The 26359-nt window shown below is 60.2% G+C and carries 21 protein-coding genes; 12 read left to right on the top strand and 9 right to left on the bottom strand.

Annotated elements, in window-relative coordinates; all coding sequences use genetic code 11:
• Positions 1 to 107 precede the first annotated feature (107 nt).
• From BOP93_RS14375 to BOP93_RS14385, 3 genes are read left to right on the top strand one after another with little or no spacing between them, the layout of a single operon-like run.
• On the top strand, positions 108 to 953 hold the full coding sequence (locus BOP93_RS14375) for an SDR family oxidoreductase (protein ID WP_104503161.1): 846 nt from the start codon (positions 108 to 110) through the stop codon (positions 951 to 953).
• On the top strand, positions 953 to 2077 hold the full coding sequence (locus tag BOP93_RS14380; RefSeq protein WP_104503162.1) for a phytanoyl-CoA dioxygenase family protein: 1125 nt from the start codon (positions 953 to 955) through the stop codon (positions 2075 to 2077). Before BOP93_RS14375 ends, BOP93_RS14380 begins: the two co-directional genes overlap by 1 nt.
• Positions 2078 to 2114: 37 nt before the next feature.
• Entirely contained in the window at positions 2115 to 3038 is a 924-nt protein-coding gene (locus BOP93_RS14385; protein WP_104503163.1) for a sugar ABC transporter substrate-binding protein, read from the top strand.
• A 53-nt stretch (positions 3039 to 3091) separates the two neighbouring features.
• Here BOP93_RS14385 and BOP93_RS14390 read toward each other — a convergent pair whose 3' ends face one another.
• Positions 3092 to 3412, bottom strand: a complete 321-nt coding sequence (locus BOP93_RS14390; protein WP_104503164.1) for a DUF2834 domain-containing protein — start codon at positions 3410 to 3412, stop codon at positions 3092 to 3094.
• A gap of 120 nt (positions 3413 to 3532) precedes the next feature.
• Here BOP93_RS14390 and BOP93_RS14395 point away from each other — a divergent pair, with 120 nt between their 5' ends.
• Complete coding sequence (locus tag BOP93_RS14395; RefSeq protein ID WP_162303217.1) at positions 3533 to 5233, top strand: amidase; 1701 nt, start codon at positions 3533 to 3535, stop codon at positions 5231 to 5233.
• Positions 5234 to 5750: 517 nt separating this feature from the next.
• On the opposite strand, the gene BOP93_RS14405 is transcribed toward BOP93_RS14395, so the two are convergent.
• Positions 5751 to 5957, bottom strand: coding sequence for a DUF6434 domain-containing protein (locus BOP93_RS14405; RefSeq protein WP_104503166.1), 207 nt, complete (start codon positions 5955 to 5957; stop codon positions 5751 to 5753).
• Between the two features lie 156 nt (positions 5958 to 6113).
• Between BOP93_RS14405 and BOP93_RS14410 the strand changes: the two genes are divergently transcribed.
• Complete coding sequence (locus tag BOP93_RS14410) at positions 6114 to 6545, top strand: nuclear transport factor 2 family protein (RefSeq protein WP_065885298.1); 432 nt, start codon at positions 6114 to 6116, stop codon at positions 6543 to 6545.
• A gap of 30 nt (positions 6546 to 6575) precedes the next feature.
• Here BOP93_RS14410 and BOP93_RS14415 read toward each other — a convergent pair whose 3' ends face one another.
• Positions 6576 to 7901, bottom strand: coding sequence for a PLP-dependent aminotransferase family protein (locus BOP93_RS14415; protein ID WP_104503167.1), 1326 nt, complete (start codon positions 7899 to 7901; stop codon positions 6576 to 6578).
• 90 nt (positions 7902 to 7991) lie between these two features.
• On the opposite strand from BOP93_RS14415, the gene BOP93_RS14420 reads away from it, so the two are divergent.
• Both BOP93_RS14420 and yghX read left to right on the top strand, forming a co-directional pair.
• The gene (locus tag BOP93_RS14420; RefSeq protein WP_104503168.1) at positions 7992 to 8882 is read left to right on the top strand and encodes a DMT family transporter; all 891 of its coding nucleotides are present in this window, start codon (positions 7992 to 7994) and stop codon (positions 8880 to 8882) included.
• 69 nt (positions 8883 to 8951) lie between these two features.
• A complete protein-coding gene (gene yghX / locus BOP93_RS14425; RefSeq protein WP_104503169.1) occupies positions 8952 to 9839 on the top strand; it encodes a YghX family hydrolase in 888 nt (295 codons plus the stop codon).
• Positions 9840 to 9877: 38 nt separating this feature from the next.
• Here the strand turns inward: yghX and BOP93_RS14430 are convergent, their stop codons facing one another.
• A complete protein-coding gene (locus tag BOP93_RS14430; protein WP_104503170.1) occupies positions 9878 to 10750 on the bottom strand; it encodes a LysR family transcriptional regulator in 873 nt (290 codons plus the stop codon).
• Positions 10751 to 10882: 132 nt separating this feature from the next.
• Here BOP93_RS14430 and ampC point away from each other — a divergent pair, with 132 nt between their 5' ends.
• Positions 10883 to 12037: a class C beta-lactamase gene (gene ampC / locus BOP93_RS14435; RefSeq protein WP_104503171.1), complete on the top strand. Its 1155-nt coding sequence runs from the start codon at positions 10883 to 10885 to the stop codon at positions 12035 to 12037.
• A gap of 155 nt (positions 12038 to 12192) precedes the next feature.
• On the top strand, positions 12193 to 16233 hold the full coding sequence (locus BOP93_RS14440) for a hypothetical protein (protein ID WP_104503172.1): 4041 nt from the start codon (positions 12193 to 12195) through the stop codon (positions 16231 to 16233).
• Positions 16234 to 16297: 64 nt separating this feature from the next.
• On the opposite strand, the gene BOP93_RS14445 is transcribed toward BOP93_RS14440, so the two are convergent.
• Both BOP93_RS14445 and BOP93_RS14450 read right to left on the bottom strand, forming a co-directional pair.
• On the bottom strand, positions 16298 to 17575 hold the full coding sequence (locus BOP93_RS14445; protein ID WP_104503173.1) for an ATP-binding protein: 1278 nt from the start codon (positions 17573 to 17575) through the stop codon (positions 16298 to 16300).
• Complete coding sequence (locus BOP93_RS14450; protein ID WP_104503174.1) at positions 17576 to 18283, bottom strand: winged helix-turn-helix domain-containing protein; 708 nt, start codon at positions 18281 to 18283, stop codon at positions 17576 to 17578.
• Between the two features lie 157 nt (positions 18284 to 18440).
• Here BOP93_RS14450 and BOP93_RS14455 point away from each other — a divergent pair, with 157 nt between their 5' ends.
• Complete coding sequence (locus BOP93_RS14455) at positions 18441 to 19640, top strand: MFS transporter (protein WP_104503175.1); 1200 nt, start codon at positions 18441 to 18443, stop codon at positions 19638 to 19640.
• On the opposite strand, the gene BOP93_RS14460 is transcribed toward BOP93_RS14455, so the two are convergent.
• Positions 19596 to 20198, bottom strand: a complete 603-nt coding sequence (locus tag BOP93_RS14460) for a tRNA-(ms[2]io[6]A)-hydroxylase (RefSeq protein ID WP_104503176.1) — start codon at positions 20196 to 20198, stop codon at positions 19596 to 19598. The genes BOP93_RS14455 and BOP93_RS14460 overlap by 45 nt on opposite strands.
• Before the next feature lie 146 nt (positions 20199 to 20344).
• On the opposite strand from BOP93_RS14460, the gene BOP93_RS14465 reads away from it, so the two are divergent.
• Positions 20345 to 21208, top strand: coding sequence for a universal stress protein (locus tag BOP93_RS14465; protein ID WP_065898325.1), 864 nt, complete (start codon positions 20345 to 20347; stop codon positions 21206 to 21208).
• A gap of 133 nt (positions 21209 to 21341) precedes the next feature.
• On the opposite strand, the gene BOP93_RS14470 is transcribed toward BOP93_RS14465, so the two are convergent.
• Positions 21342 to 21812, bottom strand: coding sequence for a DUF1289 domain-containing protein (locus BOP93_RS14470; protein WP_104503177.1), 471 nt, complete (start codon positions 21810 to 21812; stop codon positions 21342 to 21344).
• A gap of 397 nt (positions 21813 to 22209) precedes the next feature.
• Between BOP93_RS14470 and acnB the strand changes: the two genes are divergently transcribed.
• Positions 22210 to 24819: a bifunctional aconitate hydratase 2/2-methylisocitrate dehydratase gene (gene acnB, locus BOP93_RS14475; RefSeq protein WP_104503178.1), complete on the top strand. Its 2610-nt coding sequence runs from the start codon at positions 22210 to 22212 to the stop codon at positions 24817 to 24819.
• Between the two features lie 215 nt (positions 24820 to 25034).
• Here the strand turns inward: acnB and BOP93_RS14480 are convergent, their stop codons facing one another.
• The gene (locus tag BOP93_RS14480) at positions 25035 to 26312 is read right to left on the bottom strand and encodes a serine/threonine transporter (RefSeq protein WP_104503179.1); all 1278 of its coding nucleotides are present in this window, start codon (positions 26310 to 26312) and stop codon (positions 25035 to 25037) included.
• Positions 26313 to 26359: the final 47 nt, after the last annotated feature.

Raw genomic sequence — 26359 nt, forward strand, 5'->3', positions numbered from 1 at the left:
TTTTTTGAGGTTCTTTTTAGGTATTACTGAGGTAATGCAATGCTAGTCTCAGTTTTGTCCGACGTCGAGCCGTGCAATGAACAACAACAAAACATCAGGAGTTCCCAATGCCCCACACCGATCTCGCCACTTCATTCATCGGTCAGTTTTTTGTCGTCACCGGCAGCACTCAAGGCCTCGGTGCGGCGGTGGCCCACACCCTGGCACGCCGGGGGGCGGCCGGGTTGATCATCTGCGGGCGCCGTCGCTCCCAGGGCGAAGAACAGGTGCGGCAATTGGCGCAGCTCGATTGTCAGGCCTATTTTGTCGAAGCGGACCTGGAAAACGTCGAGGATTGCCGCGCGGTCATCGATGCGGCGCGCACGCATTTCGGCACCTTGCATGGGCTGGTCAACTGCGCCGGGATGTCAGACCGCGGCACCATTCTCGACACGTCGCCGCAACTGTTTGAGCGCCTGTTTGCAGTGAATGTGCGCGCACCGTTCTTTCTGATGCAGGAAGCGTTGAAATTGATGATCAGCCAGGGCGTGGAAGGCGCCGTGGTGAATATCCAGAGCGTCACCGGGCATGGCGGCCAATCATTCCTGAGTGCCTATGCCGCGTCCAAGGGTGCATTGGCGATCTTGACCAAGAACGTCGCGTTCAGCGCCTTACGCAACCGCATTCGCGTGAATGGTTTGAACATCGGCTGGATGGATACGCCTCACGAAGATCAAATCCAGCGCCAGTACCACGGCGCACAGGATGGCTGGTTGGCACAAGCGGAAGCCGCGCAACCGTTTGGACGGCTGCTCAAGCCGGAGGAAGTGGCACAAAGCGTGGCGTTTTTGCTGTCCTGCGAGTCGGGAATGATGACCGGTGCGGTGATCGACCTGGAGCAAGGCGTGGTCGGTTGCACCGACAGCAGCACTCCACAACCGCATCAGGCCTTGAGCCTGCCAGGAGGTGCGTGATGCCTGCCTTTGTGCGCGGCGACGCCGTAAGCCTGGCGGATTTCAGCCGGATTTGCACGCAGCGGGCCAGTGCCGATGAGTATCCGCTGTGCACTGAAGTCTTGCGCAATGTGCCCATCTATCAAGCCCGGACCTTGCGCAACAGCGACCGCCTCAGCGTGATGAATGAACTGCACCGGGTGTTCCTCGATGGTCCTGGGGTGATGGTGGTACGCGGGGGCTACGAGGATCTGGACGTGGTGGATCGCCATAGCCAGGTATTTGCGGCGATCTTCGCCAACGAGGCCGCCCAAAGCGTCGCGGCGGATCACTTCGCCAAGGCCGGCAGCAATGGGCGTATCTGGAATGTGTTGCAGAAAGCCGCGCTGCAGTCTCCCGAATCGTTTGTCGAGTATTACGCCAACCCATTGCTGGGATTGATTGCCGAGTCTTGGTTGGGTCCGGGCTTTCAGGTCACCGCCCAGGTTAACGTGGTGTACCCGGGCGGCCAGGCGCAGCAGCCGCATCGCGATTACCATCTGGGTTTTCAGACCGACGCTGAGGTCGAACGATTTCCACTGCCGCTGCATGTACTGTCCCAATACCTGACCCTGCAAGGCGCCGTCGCCCATTCGGACATGCCGCTGGAAACCGGCCCTACCCAGTTACTGCCGTTCTCCCAGCAATATGCATTGGGTTACCTGGCCTGGCGCCGCACTGATTTTATCGATTATTTCCAACAGCATGCCGTGCAATTGCCGCTGAACAAGGGCGACCTGTTGTTCTTTAACCCGGCGCTGTTTCATGCCGCCGGCACCAACCGTACGCCGGACCGTCAGCGCATGGCCAATCTGTTGCAGATTTCCTCGGCGTTCGGCAAGCCGATGGAAGCCACCGATCGCGAGCGCATGATGCTGGCGATCTACCCGGTGCTGCTGGCCAATCCAGCCCTGGATGCTCAGGCGGTGATCGCCTGTACCGCCGACGGTTACTCCTTTCCCACCAACCTTGACACCGACCCACCCCTGCAAGGCCTGGCCCCGCAAACAGGGCAACAGTTGATGCTGCAAGCCCTGGACGAACGATGGCCATACTCGGATTTCGCCGCCGCCGTGGCACGGATGCGGGCCAAGCGCCAGGCATGAATCGCTTTAACAACAACAAAAACAGTGGAGCAACATCATGAGAAAACGACTCCTGACGGCACTCTTTACTCTTGTCGTTACGCCTTGGGCCTTGGCCGATGTGCGTATCGGCGTGAGCATCGCCCAGGTCGACGACGTATTCCTGGCACAGATGCGCGACTACATGGCGGCCCACGCCAAGGAGCTTCCCGGCGTAACCCTGCAATTTGAAGACGCCCAGGGCGACGTGGTGCGCCAGCTCAATCAGGTACAGAACTTCACCGCCCAAGGCATGGACGCAATCATTGTCAACGCGGTGGACACGGCCGCCACGCAAAAAATCACGCTCAACGCCCGGCAGGCCAAGATTCCTCTGGTGTACGTCAACCGCCGCCCCGAGTTCAAGGAGGTGCCGCCGGGAGTGGGCTATGTCGGCTCGGATGAAATCAAGGCCGGGGAAATCCAGATGCGCTATCTGGCGGAAAAAATGGGCGGCAAAGGCAACTTGGCGATCATGCTCGGGCTGCTGTCCAACAACGCCACCTACAATCGCACACTGGGCGTGAAGGCCGTGCTCAAGGATTACCCCGATATCAAGATCGTTGAGGAGCAAAGCGCGGAGTGGCAACGCAGCAAGGCGATCGACCTGATGAATAACTGGATTGTATCCGGGCGCAAGATTGACGCGGTGGCCGCCAATGCCGATGAGATGGCGATCGGCGCGGCCATGGCGATCAGCCAGGCGGGCATGCAGCCGGGCAAGGACATTCTGGTAGCGGGCAGCGACGGCGGTACGGCAGGGCTGGAGGCAGTGAAAAAAGGCCAACTGCTGGTCACGGTGTATCAGGACAACAAGGGCCAGGCAGTGGGTTCCATCGACCTGGCGCTGAAGATGGTCAAGCATGAGCCGTACACGGCTGAACTGACGATTCCTTATCAGCAGATCACCAAGGACAACTACCAGGCGTTTCTCAACCCTTGATGATGCCACCCAGCGTGGCGAGTGAGCAGGCTCGCTCGCCACCGGAGCCTGCGTCAACCCTGGTTCGGTGGGCTACGGGAGAACCCATTGACAACGATATACAGCAGCGGCCCCACCGACACGAACACCGCCGTCAACAGGAAATAGGGGATCAATGACGCCACGGAGCGCCCTCGCCCGCGCGCGTCCCGGTACATCCACACACACGCCAGGATCGCCATCAGGTACAGGTCAATCACCACCTGCGCGGTGTCCGGCCGCGACATCAGTTCCTGGCCAAATGCAATGAGCGATTGCTCGGCCGTCAGCATCGTCGCCACGGTGTACAACGAAAAGCCAAGCAAACCGGCCAGGGCGATGTAGGGTTTAGGCATGTTCTCCTCCTTGGAGTGCAATGTGGATGATCAGGCCGCTTACCTTAGCAGTAAGCTGGCACTGGCAAATATCTGTCCGTAGACTGCCGCCATACCCCCACGTGAAGGCGGCGAAAAAACGTGATGCAAGTTACCGAAGTCTCTATTGCCCAATTGCGCGCTGCGCTTGAATCCGGCCAGACCACTGCCGTTGAACTGGTCCGCGCCTACCTGGCGCGGATCGACGCCTATGACGGGCCGCAGACCGCCACCGCGCTGAACGCCGTGGTGGTGCGCAATCCTGAAGCCTTGAAGGAAGCCCAAGCGTCCGATGCACGCAGGGCGCAAGGCCAGACCCTGGGGCCGCTGGATGGCATTCCCTATACCGCCAAGGACAGTTACCTGGTCAAGGGCCTCACCGCCGCGTCCGGCAGCCCGGCATTCGCCAAGCTGATCGCTCAGCGCGATGCCTTCACCATTGAACGCCTGCGCGCCGGCGGCGCCATCTGCCTGGGCAAGACCAATATGCCGCCCATGGCCAACGGCGGCATGCAACGGGGGGTGTATGGCCGTGCCGAAAGCCCGTACAACGCCGCTTACCTCACTGCACCGTTCGCCTCGGGGTCGTCCAATGGCGCCGGCACGGCGACAGCGGCAAGCTTCGCCGCGTTCGGCCTGGCTGAAGAAACCTGGTCGAGCGGTCGCGGCCCGGCCTCCAACAACGGTTTGTGTGCGTATACGCCTTCGCGCGGGGTGATTTCGGTGCGCGGCAACTGGCCGCTGACCCCGACCATGGACGTGGTGGTGCCCTATGCGCGCACCATGGCGGACCTGCTGGAAGTGCTCGACGTGGTGGTCGCCGACGACCCGGACACCCGTGGCGACCTGTGGCGCCTGCAACCCTGGGTGCCGATTCCCAGCGTCAGCTCGGTACGCCCGGCGTCTTATGCCGAACTCGCAGAAGGCAAAGCGGCCCTCGCCGGCAAACGCTTCGGTGTGCCGCGCATGTACATCAACGCCGACCCCGAGGCCGGCACCAGCGAAAAACCGGGGATCGGCGGGCCGACCGGGCAGAAAATCCACACCCGCGCCTCGGTGATCGAGCTGTGGCAAGCGGCGCGCCAGGCCCTGGAAGCCGCTGGCGCCGAAGTTATCGAAGTTGACTTTCCCTTGGTGTCCAATTGCGAAGGCGACCGCCCCGGCGCGCCGACGGTGTTCACCCGTGGCCTGGTGTCCCGGCAATTTCTGCACGATGAGTTGTGGGAACTCTCAGCCTGGGCTTTTGATGACTTCCTGCGCGCCAACGGCGACCCGGCCCTGAACCGCCTGGCGGATGTCGATGGCCCGAAGATCTTCCCCCACGACCCTGGCACCCTGCCCAATCGCGAAGACGACCTGGCCGCCGGCATGGACGAATACGTGCGCATGGCCCAGCGCGGTATCACGCCGTGGAACGAGATCGGCACATTGCCCGACGGCTTGCGCGGCCTTGAGCAAACTCGTCGCCTGGACCTGGAAGACTGGATGGACACCCTGCGCCTCGACGCGGTGCTGTTCCCGACTGTGGCTGATGTTGGGCCCGCTGATGCGGATGTCAACGAAGCTTCTGCCGATATCGCCTGGAGCAATGGCGTGTGGGTGGCCAATGGCAACCTTGCCATTCGCCATCTCGGCGTACCTACGGTCACCGTCCCGATGGGGGTGATGGCGGACATTGGCATGCCGGTCGGGCTGACGTTTGCCGGGCGGGCCTATGATGATTCGGCGCTGTTGCGCTTTGCGGCGGCGTTTGAGGCCACTGGTAACAAACGTGTAATTCCGCCGCGGACACCGCCGCTGTAGGCCGATTAGTTGTCGTGTTCCGAGTTTCAAATGTGGGAGGGGGCTTGCCCCCGATGGCGGCCTCTGGGCTGACCAGTATCTTGGATCAGACCGAGTACATATCCGTTATTTAGGTCACGGCCACTTAGGGTTCCGCTTTTACAGCGGCTCACTTTTGAAAAGCGCAAAAGTAAGCAAAACGCTCTTGCCCCACCACTCGGCACCTCGCTTAGGCTCGGTGTGCCCGAACGAAGGCTTGAATCCATGGCCCAGTGCGGCTAACCCGGCGTCCTGCCGGGTTGCCCACGGATTCAAGCCTGCGTTCGGCCAGCGTGGTTTAACGGGGCGCCTGAGATCAAGATCAAAAGCGACTCGCTTCGCATCGTGGTTACCGGTGGGTACGGCTGCTTTGTGTAGGAGCGAGCTTGCTCGCGAAAAACTCACAGGCGCCGCGTTGATTCAGGAAGCAAGCGGTATCATTGACGTTTTTCGCGAGCAAGCTCGCTCCTAAAGTGGCGTCAACACTTTGGCTGTAGCCTCAAGCAGTACGACGCTGCCACTCGTCCACCACATCGCCTAGTGTCTTGGGCACGCCGTTGCGTATCCAGGCCATGAATGGCCGGTTGAACTTGAACGCCGGGCCGCAGTGTTCAAGCATGAAGCGGCGCACGTTCTGGGTATTCCTGTAGCTTGGAGTCACGGGTGTGGCGCGGGTGATGACGCCACTGTGCCAGTCAAATTCCATGTTATGCCTCGCGGATGGGGATGCCGGTCACCAACATAACCTCAAAGGAAGTCGGATCTGAGCGAAATTTCACTTTCCTTCTCCCTTGCAATTAATGCATGGTTGTACGACGACAGACCTCGTCACCTCTACGCCCACAAAAATAAGGAAACATCCATGCCCAACGTCAAAGTGCTGATCGCTTTTCTGTGCCTGTTCTCCAGCTACGTCATAGCCGCGCCGGCCCCTGCCGAGAAGGAGGTGGCCCAGGCAGTCGATCAACTGACCCAGGCCATGTTGCACCTGGATCTCAAGCAACTTCACGCACTGACATCGGACACCCTCACCTACGGTCACTCCAGCGGCAAGGTGCAGAACAAGGCGCAGTTCATCGCTGATCTGGAAACCCACACCAGCGCGTTCAAGACCCTGGAAATGCAAAACCAGACCATCACCCTGAACGGCGACACTGCACTGGTGCGCAACCACTTCCATGCCCTGGCGGTGAACAGTGGTGTGGAAGTGCCGACCGATATCGACAATTTCCAGGTCTGGCAGAAGCAGCACGGCAAATGGCTGCTGATCGGTCGCCAGGCTTATAAATACTGACCCTTGCCCGGTGAGCCGTTCAGCCACGGTTCACCATTGCACCACCTTGCGCACCGTCGTCAGCGCCTCACGTAACGCCGTCATCGACACCGACCCCAAGGCCAGACGCAGGGCATGGGGCACATGCGTGGAGACGGCAAAAGGGTCGGCGGTGGATACGCAAATACCCTCGCGTTGCAAACTCATGGCCACCTGATCGGCGCGGCTGTCTTCGGTCAGCGGTAGCCACAGGAAATAGGACGAGGGATGGCTGATATAGCTCAGCCCCTTCAGCACTTGCGCCGCCAAACGTTGCCGCGCCTGGGCATCCTCACGTTTTTGCGCCTCCAGCCGCGCCACGGTGCCGTCTTCGATCCAGGCCACGGCGATTGCACTCATCACCCCCGGCACGTTCCAGGTGGTTGCCATCAGGGTGCGCTCCAATCGCTTGACCCAATCCAGGGGCGCCGCGACAAAACCCACGCGCAAGCCAGTGGCGACACTCTTGGATAATCCACCGACGTACACCGTGCGCTCAGGCGCCAGCATCGCCACCGGCGGCGGTGCATGTTCGGCGAGAAAAGCGTAGGCGGCGTCCTCGATGATCATCAACTGATGCTGTCGGGCGATCGCCACCAGGCGCTCGCGCTGCGCCAGGCTCATCACCCAGCCCAGCGGGTTATGCACGGTCGGTATGCTGTAGACCGCGCGCACCGGGCGCTTGCGGCACAGCGCCTGCAGATGATCCAGGTCCGGCCCGGTGGCACTGGCCGGGATCGCGACGATTTCCAGGTGCAGGGTCTCGGCCAGCACCTTCAAGCCGGAATAGGTCAATGCATCGACGGCAATCACATCGCCAGGTTTGAGCAGCGCCATCATTGTTATTGCCAAGCCGTGCTGGGCGCCGCTGACCAGCAATACCTGTTCGGCCTGCGCCGCCAGCCCGCGATGCAACAGGTGCCGCGCGACGACCGCGCGCTCATGCAGGCGGCCGGCATGGGGTTGATAACGCAACAGCGCTTCGAGGTCGCCCGACAACGCCAACTGGCGCAGTGCGTTGCGCAGCAAGTCTGCCTGGCCGGGCAATGACGGGTAGTTGAAATTCAGGTCGAGCATGCCCGTTGCCACAGGCATTTGCCCGCTGCCCTGCCCCGGCGGCAATGCTATCTCGCGCACGAAGGTGCCACGCCCGGTCTCACCACTGACCAGCCCCATCGCCTCCAGCTCGCTGTACACCCGGCTCGCCGTGGCCAACGCCAGCCCATGCTCGGCGGCGAGTTGACGGTGGGTGGGCAGGCGTGTGCCGGGCGACATGGTGCCCGAGCGAATGGCCTCGGCGAACGTATCGACCAGCGATTTATAGCGGGCGCGGGGCATAGTGGGTGTATCCATGACAATTTTTTGATTGCCCCAATCTTCGGCCCTAGGATGGCGCCTACGCAACTCCTCTTTTTCGGACCAGTCCCCATGCAACGCACCTCTCCGCTCGGCACTCTGGATACGCGCACCCAGGGCTGGATCAACGGATTTATCGGCGTAGTGATTTTCAGCGGATCGTTACCGGCCACGCGCCTGGCGGTGATGGAGTTCGACCCGGTGTTCCTGACCGTGATCCGCGCGACGCTCGCCGCCATCCTGGGGGTGTGCCTGCTGCGATTGTTCAAGGAAAAACGCCCCTCCCGCCGACAATGGACGCCCTTGGCCATTGTCGCGCTCGGCGTGGTAATCGGGTTTCCCCTGCTGACCGCGCTGGCGCTGCAATACGTGACTTCGGCGCACTCCATTGTGTTTATCGGCCTGCTGCCGCTGGCAACGGCAATCTTCGGCGTGCTGCGCGGCGGTGAGCGGCCCAGGCCGGTGTTCTGGCTTTTTTCAGTGATGGGCAGTGCGCTGGTGATGGGTTATGCCTTCGCCCAGGGCCTGAGTGCAGCGCCCGCCGGAGATGTGCTGATGCTGTTGGCGGTGCTGGTCTGCGGCCTGGGCTATGCCGAAGGCGCCACGCTGTCACGCAGCCTCGGCGGCTGGCAGGTGATTTGCTGGGCCTTGGTGGTGTCGCTGCCCGTCGTCGCGCCGTTGAGCCTGCTGCTGGCGCCCGCCTCGTTCACGGCCATCAGCCTGCCGGCCTGGCTGAGCCTGGGCTACGTGACAGTGTTCAGCATGTTGATCGGCTTTGTGTTCTGGTATCGCGGCCTGGCACAGGGGGGCATCGCCGCGGTCGGCCAGTTGCAGCTGCTGCAACCGTTCTTTGGCCTGGCCCTGGCGGCGGGCCTGTTGCATGAGCAGGTGAGCCTGGGGATGCTGCTGGTCACGGTGGCGGTGATCGGTTGCGTGGCCGGGGCCAAAAGGTTCGCGCGCTAGCGCTACGGCCCAAGGCCTGCTAAACAGAAGTGTCGTCCCCCGCCATACCGCTAATCGAGGACCGCACCGATGACTCGTCTTACCGCCAAGGACTTTGCTCCCGAGCTGCTGGAACTCTACGACGGCTACGCCCACGGCACGCTTAACCGCCGCGAATTTCTCGACCGCGCCGCGCTGTTCACCTTTGGCGGTCTGACCGCCTCGGCCCTGCTCGCCGCCCTGAGCCCCAACTACGCGCTGGCCGAACAGGTGAAATTCACCGATCCCGACATCGTCGCCGACTACATCACCTATCCGTCACCCAAGGGCAACGGCACGGTGCGCGGCTACCTGGTGCGGCCGGCCAAGGCCGTCGGCAAGTTACCTGCGGTGGTGGTCGTGCACGAAAACCGTGGCCTCAACCCCTACATCGAAGACGTCGCACGGCGCCTGGCCAAGGCCGGCTTTATCGCCCTGGCGCCGGATGGCCTGACCTCGGTGGGTGGCTATCCCGGCAACGATGAAAAAGGCGTGGCCCTGCAGCAGACCGTTGACCCGACAAAGCTGATGAACGACTTCTTCGCCGCCATCGAGTGGCTGATGCACCACGACAGCGGTACCGGCAAAGTCGGCATCACCGGTTTCTGTTATGGCGGCGGCGTCACAAACGCGGCGGCAGTGGCCTACCCGGAACTGGGCGCGGCCGTGTCGTTCTACGGACGCCAGCCCGAGGCCAGGGACGTGCCGCGCATCAAGGCGCCGATCATGCTGCATTACGGTGAGTTGGATACGCGCATCAATGAAGGTTGGCCGGCGTACGAGCAGGCGCTGAAGGCCGCAGGTACGACCTACGAAACGTATATCTACAAGGGCGCCAACCACGGTTTTCATAATGATTCGACGCCGCGTTACGACGATGCAGCCGCGAACCTGGCCTGGGAACGCACCCTGGGATGGTTCCGCAAGTACCTCGCCTAGACACAATCAGACGTTGGAGGGGCCTGTCCCCTCTTCTATCAGACGCTACTCGTCTGCAACCACCCTTTGAACGCCAGCATGGCAGGTGTTTCGGCCCGCGACTGCAAGCGCGTCAGCCAGTAACTGCCGGTGGTGATCTGCACCCCGAAGGGCTGGCGAATCACATCACGCTCCAATTGCCGCGAAAACATCAGCGCCGGCGCGAGTGCCACGCCGATGCCCTGCAGCGCCGCGTCCATCATCGCCAGCGACGAATCGAACACGATGCTGCGCGGCAATAAAGTGTCTGCGGGTAATCCGGCAGCCTGGAACCACAGATTCCATTCATCGGCGCGGTAAGAGCGCAGCAATGTGTGCTTCAACAGGTCGGCAGGCGTGTGCAACTGCTCGGCAAGGTGCGGTACACACAGCACGCTGAGCGGTGCTTCCAGCAGTTGGCAGGCTTCAGTGCCGTGCCAGGCGCCGGCACCAAAACGGATCGCATAATCCAGGCCTTCCGCGGCGACATCGACGCGGTTGTTGTGCGTGGACAGGCGCAGATCGATAAACGGGTAGCGACTCTGGAAGTCCGGCAAGCGCGCCAACAGCCAGCCCACCGCAAAGGTACCGACGGCGCCGACCGACAGCACCTCGCGGTAATGCCCGGCCTCGAACTGGCCCAGCGTATGGGCAATGCGGTCGAACGATTCGCGCAGCACCGGCAACAGGGTTTCGCCTTCGCGCGTGAGCATCAGCCCGCGAGGCAAGCGTTTGAACAGTGTGACGTTGAGTTGCGCTTCCAGGCTTTTGACCTGGTGGCTGACCGCCGCCTGGGTTACACATAACTCGATGGCAGCACGCGTAAAGCTCAAGTGACGGGCCGAAGCCTCGAAGGCGCGCAGGGCATTGAGGGGTAGATGGGAACGCAGCATGGTTGGCCCTATTTTTTCTAATAGCTCGTGCAAGATATCATCGTTTGTACCCATGCCCGTTAGCGCCTAGATTGGCGACGCCCGCGCAGGCCCTCAGCATTCGTCAACCCGTTAAGTGGAAGCGAAAACAACATGCAAAAAAAATCCTGTCTTAGCGTACGAAATCTCCTGATCTTCTCGTTGTTGCTGGCCTCAGGCCCTTGCATGGCCGTCGCTGACCTGCGCAAAGTCGTCGACAGCAACATCAAACCACTCATGCAGCAGCAGCGTATCACCGGGCTGTCGGTGGCGGTGGTGAAAAACGGGCGGGCGCAATACTTTAACTACGGCATGACGTCCAGGGAGGGCGCGCGACCCGTCACTGAAGACACGTTGTTCGAAGTCGGCTCAGTGACCAAGACCTTCACCTCCACGCTCGGTGGATATGCCCTGGCCAGCGGCAAGCTGAAGCTGTCGGACAGCGCCAGCCAGCACTGGGCCGAACTGGCCGGCAGCGCTTTCGACCGCATCAGCCTGTTGCAACTGGCGACCTACACAGCGGGCGGCCTGCCGTTGCAATTCCCGCGCGAGGCCGACAGCGCCGCGACCATGCTCGATTACTACAAAACCTGGCAACCCAGTGACAGCCCAGGGACCCAGCGCCTCTACTCCAACCCGAGCATTGGCCTGTTCGGCTACCTCGCGGCCAAAAGCCTGGGCCAGCCGTTCAACATCGCCATGGAACAGACGCTGCTTCCGGCGCTAGGCTTGAAAAACACCTATATCAACGTGCCCGCCGACCAGTTCAGCCGGTATGCCCAAGGCTACGACAAACAGGAAAAACCGGTGCGCGTGGGCGCCGGGGCACTGGACAGCGAAGCCTACGGTATCAAGACCAGCACCCAGGACCTGGCGGGCTACGTGATGCTGAACATGCACCCCGAGACCTTGAGCAAACCGCTGCAACAGGCGATCGCCGCCACCCACACCGGTTACTACACGGTCGGCGGCATGACCCAGGGCCTGGGCTGGGAACGCTACCCCTACCCCATCACCCTGCAAGCGTTGATCGAAGGCAACTCAACGCCGATGGCGATGGAGCCGCACAGGGTCAACTGGCTGAAACCGGCGCAGGCGCAACCAGGCAACGTGCTGTACAACAAGACCGGTTCTACCAGTGGATTCGGCGCCTACGTGGCATATGTGCCCAGCAGGGAAATTGGCGTGGTCATCCTGGCGAACAGGAACTACCCGAATGCCGAGCGAGTGAAAGTGGCCCATGCGATCTTGAGTGCCATTGATCACTGACGCCTGGCGCAAAACCTATACGGATTGGGTTGGCTAGCCTGATAAAAACTTTGCAATAGTCAAAGCGGGAACGTGCTTTCGGAAACCGACGACGGATTAGCACTGCCTCACGTACGAAACGTGCGGTAGCCAAGTCGTCTTTCCGGAGCCAGTCGATGCCCGTTATCTCTCAACGCCCCGCAGAAATTTTTCCTACTGAGCAACCCTCTTCCACCGATCCCGCTGCAGCGAATACGGCCACAGCGGTGTCGCCTGCCGAGCACGATACACCGACCTCGTCATGGATTGAGCTGATCAAGCGCTCGCCAGGTTACAAAGCGGATAGCCAACTCGCCGCCGCTTATGCCGCTGAGCTGGTCAATGCGGCAGATGACGAAAGTGCAAGCAATTACAACACCCCGGTGTTACCCGTTCCTTGCGACTCAAGGTTCGGACAATGGCGCCAGCACCTCGATGACCTGCTCGCAGGGCCCGACTTTCAGCAATGGGCCGACCTCAATAAAATTGATCGCTCCAAGCCCATCCGCATTTCCCCTCAATTGGGCGGGTCGCTGGAACACATCACCGTGAGTATCAAACCCAGGTCCCGTCATGATCCTGCGCAAATCTATGCGTTCAGCCCTGGGCAGGGCAAACCAATGCCAGACTCCTGGCGGTTGATCATGCAAGCCGCGAGCACCTTGGCACCGGGTCGCAGCTCCGTCGTAGTGCCCGCCCCCGGCCAGTCTTCGCCCGGCGCACATGCCGAGCGTCCTGCCACGCTTTCTGAGATCGCTGCGTTTTACGGCGAGTCTCTTCCTGATACCCGGCAGCAGGCCATGAACCGCGCAAATGAGCTGAAACAGGTAGGCGCGTTTCCGATGCCCGATACCTCCCTGTCAAGCGCACAGCTTGAGAGCGGATCTGAAGAGACACTTGATCGGCAGCAAAAGACCCTGGGCGATATTCACAATGAAAACCGACTGTTTCAGCAGTTAAGCAAGGCACTCGAATCACTCAGACCCGCGCCGGAGCCCGCTGATACCCGGCCGATTTTCATCGCCGAGCCGCAGACACCCGGGGCTGCCGAGCGCATCGAAAAAGCCAGGATCAAGGAGTTTCTGCAAAGCAACCACGTACCGATCGATCCCTCTTCCTGGTACTTCCAGGACGCGCAGTTGATGCCCGAGGATAACGTCAGCATTGAGCGATTCATCGCCGATAGCGGCCGTAAAATTCCGGAAACAAAAGATGAAATAAAAATCCTTATTGAACACCTCAGACACGACGTTGCGCCAGCCCCGCCTGATGGCAACTTCACCGGTGCCCTGGGTTGGGAGGTGCCCCTGAGCCTGGATGAACAAAAGCAGGTTTACTCGCATATCGCCTATAACAACTTGCAACTGCCGGGACTCGGCGGCACGCACGCCAGCGATAAAAAAGGCGATGCCTTTAATTACTTGACAAAAAACCTTCACTTCACACCTCAGCAGCTTCAATATCCTCGCCACATATTGAGCGAGATTCTCGCTTCACCGAAAGCCAGGGAATTGGAGGCCGTCCTCCAAAAGAAGATGGGGGCCGCAGAGGACAAAGACAGTTCCGACTGGGTCTTGGCAGCAATGTCGCTGGGGCTGGGCTCTCCATCCTGGATGGAGCCTGCCAAGAGAAATGAAGTGGCCCAGTATGATCTGGCCGACAAGGCCTTTCACGGCAGGCCGTTGGAGAATATCCGCCAGGGTCTTGAGGAACACCTGGTATCCAGCGGGCGCGCAACCCCTGATTTGGCGCCGACGGCCGCCTACCTGTTGCTTTCCCGAGCAGCGCCTGAACTGCTGGTCAAAGATATTCCCAGCTACGTGACCTACGGCTCGCCCAGCTGGTTCAGCCTGAAATCCACGGTGGCCTTCATCGAGGCCAAGAGCCCCGGCAGCTGCGCAAACATGACCTTTAACCAAGTGGCAAACTACGGCAGTCTCGAACCCATCACGGACCAGGATGAACAGCTGCTCAATGAGGTCAAGCAGGACGCATTGATCGATTGGGCATTGATGCACGGGGTCCTGCCAGCATCCACTACGGGAAACTATTCGGCCCAGCAGTTGAGCGCTGCGCACAGCACGTTCTCTGAGGTGATGGGCGGGCTGACAGCTATCAGCACCGACTTAAGCGCGCCCTTGCCCCGTCTGAAAGATAAGGCGTTGGAACTGATGGGCAAGCACTTTAAAAATGTCGACCTCACCGCCAAGGTCATCAGCCGAGCCGCGGATAAAACCAGCAACGCACTCAATATCGCCCCATGGGATGTTACCTATGGACCTTACTCGTTGCTGGACTTCAGCCTCTCTGCAGACCTGCAGAGTTTGAAAAACAATAAAGAGTGGTACTCATTCGACCAGCAAAAAGTCCCGACGGGTGCGATCCAGTCACTCAACGTCCTTCCGGACATCAAAGCCATTCACACCGCCGATCTTGCAGACTTCGATAGCCGGCGAAAGGCCTCACTGACCCATCTCACCAGGCATTTGATTGCGCAACTGCCTCTGGCCGACAGGCAGCAGTTGCAATACGGAGAAATTGAAATACTGCGCAAAAGACCGATTCAAAAATTCACCAGTACTGGCATCGGGAGTTACACGGAAATGTCGTACCCCACGCCGGAGAAGAGCAACCTCGAGGAGCCGTTGCTAATTAAGGCTACCCATCGAGGCAAAACCATCACCTACGAATTCAACCCGGCAAAAAACTACATACGGCCAAGTTCTGTCAAAGCCGGCTTACAAGAAGAGTGGCAAGAAACGCACAAGAACTCCGTGACGGGCTATCGCTACAAAAACGTGATCGTAGAACCCCTGAAGGACAGTCAAGTGCGTGAAAGTCAATTGCAGGCGGCACCGGTAGCGGCAGATGAGTCATTTATCCCCGCGTCCTATATCAGTCCCCGCAGCCGACTGCTCAGTGAGGCGGTGACCCGGTATTGCTACGAGGACTGCGACTTGAAAAGCCTAACGGCCGCCGCCCATCACACCACCAAGTTTGACGAAGAAGACGGCGAGCACGAAGCAAACACCAACGCTTTACTGGGTACCATCCCGTTCGCGAACGGAATCCGGCATGCGATTCAGGGCGACTGGCAAGAGGCAACCATCGGGCTTGTATTTGATGGAGTCATGCTTCTGGCGCCAAGTCTTCCGAAAACAGTCAGGGGGCTATCCTCGGTGCCCTCCCGGCTCAGGAGCACTCGAGCGTTCGGTAGCCAACTCTTCAAAAGCACGCCCAATATATCTTCTTATACGGCCAATGGCCCATTCAACAACCTGACCCGTGCCCGAACCGGACGCTATGAATTGTCCAAGTTTGCCTCCCGTCCCGATATCGCCGAGGGCACCTATAAAAAAGGCAGTGCGACCTTGTCAGCACCTGCGAAGCTGGACAACAAAACCGGAAAATGGACAGCATTCAATCCTGTGAAGAACAAGTCCTATGGAAAACCGCTTCAGAATTACACACCGCACGCGAAGCTCGATCATGCAACAACTGGCCTGGGTCGTCATGGACTGACAAGTAGGGAGCGTGCGTTGGATATCGCACTGGGGAGGGATAATGTGATTCAAATGGGGGGACCGATGACCGGCTTTCAGAACATCGCCGACGAAATATACACGTTTTCGGATGTCTTCAAACAAACAAACCGTCTTAACATCGTCGCCCACGGCGTAGAGCGTGGTTTGTTCGACAAGCTATCTGGAAACGGCACAAAAGTGATTGTGGATAATACCCTTTATGATGCGCCGGGTTTAGTTAAATTATTGCGCAGTAAAGGGGTGGACCCTGCCAGTTTCGATAACGTGCGCCTGCTGATTTGTTATTCAGGAGAAGGGCGAAGCAAAGCGTTTGCGCGGCTATTCCAACAGGAAATAAAAAAACCCGTAAAAGCGTTTGAAGGTAAAGTGACGATGACCTACGGTTCAACGGATGTAAGCAAAAAAAGAGACGTGATACGCGGCCTCGTTACGCAGAACAATCCAACAGCAACGCCGCATCTGGTCGATATGGCGACCGACGTTTTGCTCAAGCAGAAATTTTTAGGAAAAATCACACCTATCGTCTCTAAAAACCATGGGCAAAAAATTATGATTAACATGGCAGGTTTGAACCAACCAGACAGATATATACCGTCTGTAATTGAGTACAGGCCGCGCCAGTTCATGCGCTGAGCCGCTGCCGGCACACTCAGGGCTGTGGTTTATCGGGCACTTGGATTTTCAACTGCCGAGCGCCCTATTCCACATCCCCCCACGTCATCCGAAACGACGCCCCGCCCCACTCCGAAACCAGCACTTGCACCTGACCGCCGTGCCACTGGCTGACCCGTTTGACCAGTGCCAAGCCCAAGCCAAACCCGCCCGTGCGGCGGTCGCGGCTGGTATCCAGGCGCAGGAAGGGTTCGAAGATCTTGGCGCGCCCCTCCGGCGGTACGCCCGGGCCGTCGTCATTGACTCGCACTTCATAGCCGCTGCCGAACGTCACCAGCGACACTTCCACGCGGTGATCGGCATAACGGATCGCGTTGCGCAGCAGGTTTATCACCGCCCTTGCCATGAAGCGCGGTTCGATCTGAATGAAATCGACCTCACAGGTGCGCAGCGACAATTGCACGCCCGCCGCCTCCGCCTCCAGCGCCACGCTGCCGAGCACACTGTCCAGCCAGCTGTGGGCCTCGATATTCTCGCGAGTCACCTGGGTCGCGCCACGCTCCAGGCTGGCGTAGGTCAACAGCTCGGAGACCATTTCTTCCAACTCGCCAAGGTCGGCGTACATATTGGCGATCAGTTCGCGGCTCTGGCGCGGATCGGCCTGCTGCCTGAGCTGATCCAGTTCAAAGGACAAGCGCGCAATCGGCGTGCGCAATTCGTGGGACACCGCGTTGGTCAGTTCGCGCTGGTTGGCGATCAGGCTTTCGATGCGCCCGGCCATCTGATTGAAGTGCCCGGCCAGTGCGCGCACGGTGGAGCGACGCGGCAGCAGGATGCGCGAACCGAGGTCGTTGTCGCCAAAGCGCTGTGCCGCCAGGCGAATGTGCTCCAGGTCGCGCCAGTGCGGGCGCACCCAGAAATACAGGACGATGGCCAGGCTTACGCCGAGGAAGGCATAGGCCCACAGGTACAGCCACTTGGGCTCTTCCGGCAATTGGATCTCAAGCAATTGCGCGCCGTCGTCGATAGGCGCGAGAAACTTCATGAAGTCCTCGCGCACCACCACTTGATCACCCGCCAGCAGCTTCTGTTCGCGCTCGCTCAGCTGCTGGGCGTCGCGCTGCACCAGTTTCAGACGCAACCCATAATGCGGTTGCAGCTCCTCCAGGCGTGCCTGGCGCGCCGCTCCCCGCACCGGCCGCAGTTGCTCCACCAGGGCCCACGCCGGACCGCGCAAGGCCTCTCGGTTATAGGTCTCGTTGGACTCGGGCATGTACGCGTCCAGGCCGTAATTGACCAGCCAGATCGACCCGGCCAGGCCGAGCGCGAGGATCACATAGAGGCGCAGATACAGGCGCAGCACCTAAACCTCCCACGCGAACGGATTGAACAGGTAGCCCTTGCCCCAGATGGTCTTGATGCACACCGGCTCACGCGGGTTGTCATTGAGCTTGCCGCGCAGCTTACTGATATACACGTCGACGCTGCGATTCAGGCCATCGAAGGCAATACCGCGCATACGGTTGAGAATGTCGTCGCGCGAAAGGGTGGTTCCGGCGTTGCTCGCCAGCAGCCACAGCAATTCGAACTCCATGGTGGTGAGATCAATCTTGTCATCCCCCAGGCTGACCACACGGCAACTGCGATCAATCGACAACCGACCGAACCCCAGGGCGCCGCGAACTACGGGCTCGGGCGTCTGACGACGTTGCAGGGCGCGCAGACGGGCGAGCAGCACTGGCGGCTTGATCGGCTTGATCACGTAATCGTCGGCGCCGGACTCAAGGCCGAGGATATGGTCCAGGTCATCTTCCTTGGCCGTCAGGATCACGATAGGCGTATCCGACACACTGCGAATCTCGCGGCACACATGCAGTCCGCTCTGGCCCGGCAGCATCAAGTCGAGCACGACGATTTTCGGCTTGAACGCCAGAAAAGCGGTCAAGGCCAGGTCGCCCCGGTGCACCACCCGCACGTCGAAACCATGTTGCGACAGAAAATGCGCGATCAGCCCCGCCAGTTTCTCGTCGTCCTCAACCAGCAGGACTTTGCCCTGACCCAGGTTTTCCATAAGTTCTCTGTGTGCGAATGCAGATTGAAAGGCCGGCATTATAGGTGGCAAGCTGGTCGAGGAGAGCAGCGGCCCTGTACCGCATCGGCAAGCTTCATGCTTTTAAGAGTTTTTAACAAATAGCCTGCACTCTTTTACGCCATTCACAGGGAGTCATATGCGCAAGGATTATCTGGCGTTCTTCGTTTCATTGTTCCTGTCGCGGTTGGCGGACCAGATCCTGCTGTTCATCGTGCCGCTGGTGGTGTTCCAGACCACCGGCAGCGTGTCGTGGGCGGGCCTTGCGTTCTTTGTCGAGTCGCTGCCGCGCTACCTGGCGTTTCCCGTATGCGGGGCCTTGTGCGACCGGTTTTCCCCGGTGCGCATCCTGCATATCAGCCAGGTGTACCGGGCATTGGCCTGTGTGGTGGCGGTCGCGCTGTATGGGCTGTTCGACGGTATCCAGTGGCTGGTGATCCTGTCCGCGTTGTGCGGGGTATTGACCACCCAGGGCATCATGGCGCGGGAAGTGGTGATGCCGCATATCTTCCAGCACTACACCTACGCCAAAACCTTGTCCTATTCACAGATCGCCGACCAGAGCGGCCTGGTCCTCGGGCCTTTGGTGGCGGCGCTGATGCTGGACGTCTGGGCGTGGCCCTGGGTGGTGCTGGGGATTGCCGCGCTGTTTGTGCTGGCGGACCTGTCGATGCTGATCTGGCAGCGCAACACCACGGTGCACCTGCCTGTCCATGAGCAACACTCGGGTCCGTGGCTGCAACCCTTGCGTACCGCCGTCGGCCACATCCGTAACCGGGTGGAGTTGAAACGCATCATCACCCTGGCGGTCGGTGTGAACCTGATTGTCGGGGTCACGCTCGCCACCTCGGCGGCGATGGTCACCGGGCAATACGCGGCCGACAAGGACGCCTACGCCCTGCTGCAAGCCGCCGGCGCGGTGGTTACCCTCGTGATTCTGTTTTACCTGGCGCGTTCGAGCCTGGCGCTGAAGGTGCTCGGCGGGCTGTCGTATTCGATGATTGCCGTCGGCGCGCTGATGACTGCCATCAGCCCCGGCCTATGGGCGTACGCCGTGGGCTTCCTGCTGGTGACCGGCTTCGACAAGATGTTCAACGTGTACATGCGCAGCATGCGTCAGCGGGTCATCCCGGTGCAGGACTTTGGCAAGACAGTGGGCGTGATCACCTTGCTCAACAACCTGGCCCAGCCCCTGGCCGGCTTGATGATTGCCATGCTGGCCGCGCCGCTCGGCACGCAGACGGTGATTCTGCTGCTGAGCGCAATCAGCGCCTTGATCGGCGTGGCCGTGGCTTCAGGCTGGCACGCCGCTGTGAAAGCGGAACTCAACGTCGGGTGACTCGATCAGTTCCTGCTCGGCCGCCCTGACCCGCTCGATCACTTGGGCGATGTCCTTGGCATCACCGTACTGGTACGCCAATTTCAAGTAACCCTGGAAATGCCGCGCCTCACTTTTGAGCAAGCCGAAGTAGAACTTTCCGAGCTCTTCGTCCAGATGCGGCACCAACGCTTCGAAACGCTCGCAACTGCGCGCTTCGATAAAGGCACCCACCACCAGCGTGTCCACCAGCTTGACCGGCTCATGGTTGCGCACCACCTTGCGCAAGCCCGAGGCGTAACGGCCGGCGGACAATTGACGCAGCTCGACCTTGCGTTTCTTGATCAGCCGCATGACCTGCTCATGATGCACCAGCTCTTCACGGGCCAGGCGCGACATCATACTGATCAGGTCGACGTGGCCGTGGTACTTGGCGATCAGGCTCAGGGCGGTGCTGGCGGCTTTGAATTCACAGTTCTTGTGGTCGATCAGCAGGGTGTCCTGATCGGCCAGCGCGGCCTGCACCCAGGCATCAGGGGTGCGGCAGCCGAGGAATTCGTGGATTTCGGGCAGGATCATCGGGCTCACGGGCAAAGGATCACAAAAGGCCGCCGATTATACCGACCCCGCCGCAGACCGCCAGCCATGGGCCTTGATGTACATCAAGATGACACCAGGCCAGCAGCAACTATAGTTGTTCCAGGCCCCTTCCTGGAGATCCGACCATGCAAGCCATCCGCAGCATCCTGGTGGTCATCGAGCCCGAGCATTCCGAGAGCCTGGCGCTCAAGCGCGCCAAGCTGATCGCAGGCGTCACCGGCGCGCACTTGCATCTGCTGGTGTGTGACAGGAAGCATGAGCATTCGGCGCTGCTGAGCCTGCTCAAGTCCGGTCTGCAGGAGGATGGGTATAGCGTTTCCACCGAACAGGCGTGGAACGACAGCCTGCACGAAACCATCATCGAGGTGCAGCAGGCCGAGGGCTGCGGGCTGGTGATCAAGCAGCACTTACCCGACAGCCCGTTGAAAAAGGCCCTGCTGGCCCCGGCGGACTGGAAACTGCTGCGCTATTGCCCAACGCCCGTGCTGCTGGTCAAGACCGCTACGCCCTGGGCCGAACGGGTGATTCTGGCGGCCATCGACGTGGGCAATACCGACAGCGAACACCGCGCACTGCATAACGCCATCATCGACCACGGCTTCGATATCGCCAGCCTGGCCAAGGCGCAGTTGCACGTCATCAGCGCGCATCCATCGCCGATGCTGTCGGCGGCGGACCCGACCTTCCAGCTCAGGGAAACCATCGCGGCGCGTTATCGCGAGCAATGCAAAGCCTTCCAGGCCGAATTCGACGTGGATGACGCACACCTGCATATCGAAGAAGGGCCGGCGGATGTGTTGATTCCCTTCGCGGCGCATAAATGGCAAGCGGCCGTGACCATCATCGGCACCGTGGCGCGTACCGGGATTTCCGGGGCGTTGATCGGCAATACGGCGGAGGTGGTGCTCGATGCGGTGGAAAGCGACGTGCTGGTGCTCAAGCCGCAGACACTGATGGACCATCTGGAAGAACTCGCCACCCAGTCCTGACATCGCGCCTTCAGGCACCAATAACCCAATGTGGGAGGGGGCTTGCCCCCGATGACAGTGTGTCAGCCAATGCATCTGTTACTGACACTCAGCCATCGGGGGCAAGCCCCTCCCACACTTTGGATTTGTATTGTCAGTCAGCGAATGCATCCTTCAGGAAGCCCGGCGCGATATAGCGCTGGTAATGGGCCTCGGAAAGAATAAAGAATTCCCGGTCGATGGCATCACGCAGCTGCGGCAGCGCCCAGTCGCGAAACTCCGGCAGCAGCACCATGCCGTAGGCCTCCAGGTTATTGATCACCCGCGCCCCACGCGCAATCAACTGGTAGGCCCAGCAATATTCGGACTGGTGCGGCACAAAGCGAATCTTGCGCTGTTCCAACTGCCCGCGCAGTGTCCTGGGGTCGAAAACCTCGATTTTGCCGGCCATCACCTGCACCAGCAACTGTTCAAGCCTGAGCCACACCGCGCGCTTTTCTTCTTCGTTATAGCCGTTCCACTGGATCACCTCGTGGTGAAAGCGCTTGCAGCCGCGGCACACGAGATCGCCGTAGACCGTGGAGCACAGGCCGACGCAGGGGGTCTTGATGGTTTGGTTGGGCATGGGCGAAAACACGCAAATCAGCGGAACAGTGCGCCATGTTAGCCCTTTGTCTAAGGTTGATCATCCTGCAAACTTGGCAACGCAACTTACCTTTAGATTTTTTTTGCCGTAGAATCACCCGGCCTTGTAAGGCGCCAATAATCCGCTGGAAGCTGTTTTCAAAGCGTCACGAGCACAGTCGTTCCTTCAGAACGGTGTTGGCGCAGGTTTGACCCCGGTAGGTCAAGACTTGCGCCAACCCTCATCAGCTCCGTTCTGCAGGCGTAAAACTTTGAAAGCAGCTTCTGTAAAGGAATGCCGGCAGCGCTGGCTTTGCGGCCCAAAAAGCCCCTGAGCGCATGCGTGCCGGTCATTCCTGGATGAGCGTCCCGTGGGACCACTGATGAGGGTAATAACTGTGCTTGAAGCCTACCGCAAACATATCGAAGAGCGTGCCGCCCTGGGTATCGTTCCCCAGCCGCTTAACGCCGAACAAACCGCAGGCCTGGTCGAGCTGCTGAAAAATCCCCCGGCTGGCGAAGAAGAATTCCTCGTTGACCTGATCACCAACCGCATTCCACCAGGCGTTGACGAAGCGGCCTACGTCAAGGCCGGCTTCCTGTCCGCCCTGGCCAAGGGCGAAGCCACTTCTCCCCTGATCGACAAGAAACGCGCGGTTGAGCTGCTCGGTACCATGCAAGGCGGCTACAACATCGTGACGTTGGTCGAGCTGCTGGACGACGCCACCCTGGCGCCTGTCGCGGCCGCCCAGCTCAAGCACACCCTGCTGATGTTCGACGCCTTCCACGACGTGGCGGAAAAAGCCCGCAACGGCAACGAACACGCCAAGGGCGTGATCCAGTCCTGGGCTGACGGCGAGTGGTTCCGCAACCGCCCTACCCTGGCCGACAAGATCAGCCTGCGCGTGTTCAAGGTCACCGGGGAAACCAATACCGACGACCTGTCCCCTGCCCCGGACGCCTGGTCCCGCCCTGACATCCCGCTGCACGCCCTGGCCATGCTGAAAATGGCCCGTGAAGGCATCGTGCCGGACGAGCAAGGCAAGACCGGCCCGATGAAGCAGATCGAAGAAATGCGCGGCCAGGGCTTCCCGATTGCCTACGTCGGTGACGTGGTCGGTACCGGTTCGTCGCGTAAATCGGCCACCAACTCGGTGCTGTGGTTCTTCGGCGACGACGTGCCTTACGTGCCGAACAAGCGCGCCGGCGGCTTCTGCTTCGGCAGCAAGATCGCGCCGATCTTCTACAACACCATGGAAGATGCGGGCGCACTGCCCATCGAATTCGACGTCACCAACATGAACATGGGCGACGTGATCGACCTTTACCCCCATGCTGGCAAAGTCTGCAAGCACGGCACCGACGAAGTCATCACCACCTTCGAAATGAAGACCCCGGTGCTGTTGGACGAAGTGCGCGCCGGTGGCCGTATCCCGCTGATCATCGGTCGCGGCCTGACCGACAAGGCCCGTGCCGAACTGGGCCTGGGCCCTACCGACCTGTTCAAGTTGCCTGAAGCGCCTGTCGACACCGGCAAAGGCTTCACCCTGGCACAGAAAATGGTCGGCAAGGCATGCGGCCTGCCGGAAGGCAAAGGCGTTCGTCCAGGTACGTACTGCGAACCGAAGATGACCACCGTCGGCTCCCAGGACACCACCGGTCCAATGACCCGTGATGAACTCAAAGACCTGGCGTGCCTGGGCTTCTCGACCGACCTGGTGATGCAGTCGTTCTGCCACACCGCGGCCTATCCCAAGCCGATCGACGTGACCACCCACCACACCCTGCCTGACTTCATCATGACCCGTGGTGGTGTATCGCTGCGTCCAGGCGACGGCATCATCCACAGCTGGCTGAACCGCATGCTGCTGCCGGACACCGTGGGTACCGGTGGTGACTCCCACACCCGCTTCCCGATGGGCATCTCCTTCCCGGCCGGTTCCGGCCTGGTGGCGTTCGCCGCTGCCACTGGCGTGATGCCACTGGACATGCCGGAATCGATCCTGGTGCGCTTCAAAGGCAAGATGAAGCCTGGCATCACCCTGCGTGACCTGGTGCATGCCATTCCTTACTACGCGATCCAGGCTGGCCTGCTGACCGTAGAGAAGAAAGGCAAGAAAAACGCCTTCTCCGGCCGCATTCTGGAAATCGAAGGACTGAACGACCTGACGCTGGAGCAGGCTTTCGAGCTGTCCGACGCCTCGGCCGAACGTTCGGCTGCCGGTTGCACCATCAAGCTGTCCAAGGACTCCGTCACCGAGTACCTGAACTCCAACATCACCCTGCTGCGCTGGATGATCGGTGAAGGCTACGGTGATGCGCGTACCCTGGAACGTCGCGCCCAAGCGATGGAAGCCTGGGTGGCCAACCCTGAGCTGATGGAAGCCGATGCCGACGCCGAATACGCCGAAGTCATCGAGATCGACCTGGCCGAAATCAACGAGCCGATCCTCTGCGCACCAAACGACCCGGACGACGCTCGTCTGCTGTCCAGCGTTGCCGGTGAGAAGATCGACGAAGTGTTCATCGGCTCGTGCATGACCAACATCGGTCACTTCCGCGCTGCCGGCAAGCTGCTGGAACAGGTCAAGGGCCAACTGCCAACCCGTCTGTGGCTGTCGCCGCCGACCAAGATGGACGCTCACCAGCTGACTGAAGAAGGCTACTACGGCATCTACGGCAAGGCTGGCGCACGCATGGAAATGCCGGGCTGCTCGCTGTGCATGGGTAACCAGGCACGCGTAGAACCGAATTCGACCGTAGTGTCGACGTCGACTCGTAACTTCCCGAACCGTCTGGGCGATGGTGCCAACGTCTACCTGGCTTCGGCCGAGCTGGCGGCAGTGGCTTCTACCCTGGGTCGCCTGCCGACTGTCGAAGAGTACATGGGCTACGCAGCGAAACTGGACACCATGGCCAGTGACGTCTACCGCTACCTGAACTTCGACCAGATTGCCGAGTTCCGCAAGATCGCGGCAAGCGCCAACATCCCGGTAATTCAAGCTTAACGGTGTGTTGATGTAGCTAACGCCGCGTATCGCAAGGTACGCGGCGTTTTTTATGCCTGGATAAAGTATCAGCAACACCACAAAACACCTGTGGGAGGGGGCTTGCCCCCGATAGCAGTGGTTCAGTCAACTCACAAGTGACTGGCACTCCGCTATCGGGGGCAAGCCCCCTCCCACATTTGGATCTCTGCCGATTTTGAAGCGTGTGTCAGCACTTAAATAATCAGCGAATATACCAACGCGGTAATTGCCACCAGGCCGACGGCGGTGACAAACACATTCGACGCCTGCCCACGGTACTTGGCCATGGCCGGCACCTTGCGGATGGCGTACATCGGCATCAGGAACAGAATCGACGCAATCACCGGGCCGCCCAGGGTCTCGATCATGCCGAGAATGCTCGGGTTCAGCGTGGCGACGATCCAGCACACCACCAGCATGAAGGCGGCGGTCATGCGGTCCAGCGACTTGGCCGCCGGACGGCGACCGGTCTTGAGCACCAGGCCCTTGAGGCCCTCGCTGGCACCGATGTAGTGGCCCAGGAACGATTTGGCAATTGCCACAAACGCAATCAACGGCGCGGCGAAGGCAATGGTCGGGTTATCGAAATGGTTGGCCAGGTACGACAGGATCGACAGGTTCTGCGCCTTCGCCTCGGCCAATTGCGCCGGGGACAGGGTCAGCACGCAGCTGAACACGAAGAACAGCACCATTGCCACCATCAACAGGTGCGCGCGGCACAGGATCTGTGAACTGCGCTCGTCGGCATGTGCGCCGTACTGGCGTTTCTGGTCCACCGCAAAGGCCGAGATGATCGGCGAATGGTTGAAGGAGAACACCATCACCGGGATTGCCAGCCACAAGGTGTTGAGCAAGGCCGAAGGTGCCGGAATTTCACTGGCGGTGCTGAGGATACCGCCATTCCAATGGGGCACCAGGTAGACAGCGAGGAACAGCAAAGCCACGATAAACGGATACACCATCAGACTCATGGCCTTGACAATCACCTGTTCACCGCAACGCACCACTGCGAGCAGGCCCAGGATCAGCACAAACGCCAGGACCGCTCGAGGCGGCGGCATGATGTGCAATTGATGTTCCATGAAACTGCTGACGGTGTTGGTCAGGGCCACGCTGTAGATCAGCAGGATCGGGAAAATCGCGAAGAAGTACAGCAAGGTGATCAGAGCGCCGGCCTTGAGGCCGAAATGCTCTTCGACCACGTCGGTGATGTCGGAGCCTTCACGGCCGGACAGGACGAAGCGGGTCAGCCCTCGGTGGGCAAAAAATGTCATCGGGAAGGCCAGCAGCGCCAGGATCACCAGCGGCCAGAAGCCCCCCAGGCCCGCGTTGATCGGCAAGAACAAAGTGCCGGCGCCGATGGCGGTGCCGAACAGCCCAAGCATCCAGGTGGTGTCCTGGCGGCTCCAGCTTGTGAGCGTTGCAGGTGTCGTTGCATAGCGTTCGTTGACGCTATTGGCCTGATCATTCATCCGGTCGGATCTCCGCATTCACACGGCCGGGACGAGTCAGAAAAACC

The organism is Pseudomonas orientalis, assembly GCF_002934065.1.
GTDB classification, from domain to species: domain Bacteria; phylum Pseudomonadota; class Gammaproteobacteria; order Pseudomonadales; family Pseudomonadaceae; genus Aquipseudomonas; species Aquipseudomonas orientalis_A.

What these genes read in the sequence shown, in the direction of transcription:
- BOP93_RS14380 (WP_104503162.1), top strand. Translation starts at nt 953, where the DNA reads ATGCCTGCCTTTGTGCGCGGCGACGCCGTAAGCCTGGCGGATTTCAGC.
- ampC (WP_104503171.1), top strand. Translation starts at nt 10,883, where the DNA reads ATGCAAAAAAAATCCTGTCTTAGCGTACGAAATCTCCTGATCTTCTCG.
- BOP93_RS14410 (WP_065885298.1), top strand. Translation starts at nt 6,114, where the DNA reads ATGCCCAACGTCAAAGTGCTGATCGCTTTTCTGTGCCTGTTCTCCAGC.
- BOP93_RS14390 (WP_104503164.1), bottom strand. Translation starts at nt 3,412, where the DNA reads ATGCCTAAACCCTACATCGCCCTGGCCGGTTTGCTTGGCTTTTCGTTG.
- BOP93_RS14405 (WP_104503166.1), bottom strand. Translation starts at nt 5,957, where the DNA reads ATGGAATTTGACTGGCACAGTGGCGTCATCACCCGCGCCACACCCGTG.
- BOP93_RS14450 (WP_104503174.1), bottom strand. Translation starts at nt 18,283, where the DNA reads ATGGAAAACCTGGGTCAGGGCAAAGTCCTGCTGGTTGAGGACGACGAG.
- BOP93_RS14375 (WP_104503161.1), top strand. Translation starts at nt 108, where the DNA reads ATGCCCCACACCGATCTCGCCACTTCATTCATCGGTCAGTTTTTTGTC.
- BOP93_RS14465 (WP_065898325.1), top strand. Translation starts at nt 20,345, where the DNA reads ATGCAAGCCATCCGCAGCATCCTGGTGGTCATCGAGCCCGAGCATTCC.
- BOP93_RS14420 (WP_104503168.1), top strand. Translation starts at nt 7,992, where the DNA reads ATGCAACGCACCTCTCCGCTCGGCACTCTGGATACGCGCACCCAGGGC.
- BOP93_RS14430 (WP_104503170.1), bottom strand. Translation starts at nt 10,750, where the DNA reads ATGCTGCGTTCCCATCTACCCCTCAATGCCCTGCGCGCCTTCGAGGCT.
- BOP93_RS14440 (WP_104503172.1), top strand. Translation starts at nt 12,193, where the DNA reads ATGCCCGTTATCTCTCAACGCCCCGCAGAAATTTTTCCTACTGAGCAA.
- BOP93_RS14480 (WP_104503179.1), bottom strand. Translation starts at nt 26,312, where the DNA reads ATGAATGATCAGGCCAATAGCGTCAACGAACGCTATGCAACGACACCT.
- BOP93_RS14415 (WP_104503167.1), bottom strand. Translation starts at nt 7,901, where the DNA reads ATGCCCCGCGCCCGCTATAAATCGCTGGTCGATACGTTCGCCGAGGCC.
- BOP93_RS14470 (WP_104503177.1), bottom strand. Translation starts at nt 21,812, where the DNA reads ATGCCCAACCAAACCATCAAGACCCCCTGCGTCGGCCTGTGCTCCACG.
- BOP93_RS14385 (WP_104503163.1), top strand. Translation starts at nt 2,115, where the DNA reads ATGAGAAAACGACTCCTGACGGCACTCTTTACTCTTGTCGTTACGCCT.
- yghX (WP_104503169.1), top strand. Translation starts at nt 8,952, where the DNA reads ATGACTCGTCTTACCGCCAAGGACTTTGCTCCCGAGCTGCTGGAACTC.
- BOP93_RS14460 (WP_104503176.1), bottom strand. Translation starts at nt 20,198, where the DNA reads ATGATCCTGCCCGAAATCCACGAATTCCTCGGCTGCCGCACCCCTGAT.
- BOP93_RS14455 (WP_104503175.1), top strand. Translation starts at nt 18,441, where the DNA reads ATGCGCAAGGATTATCTGGCGTTCTTCGTTTCATTGTTCCTGTCGCGG.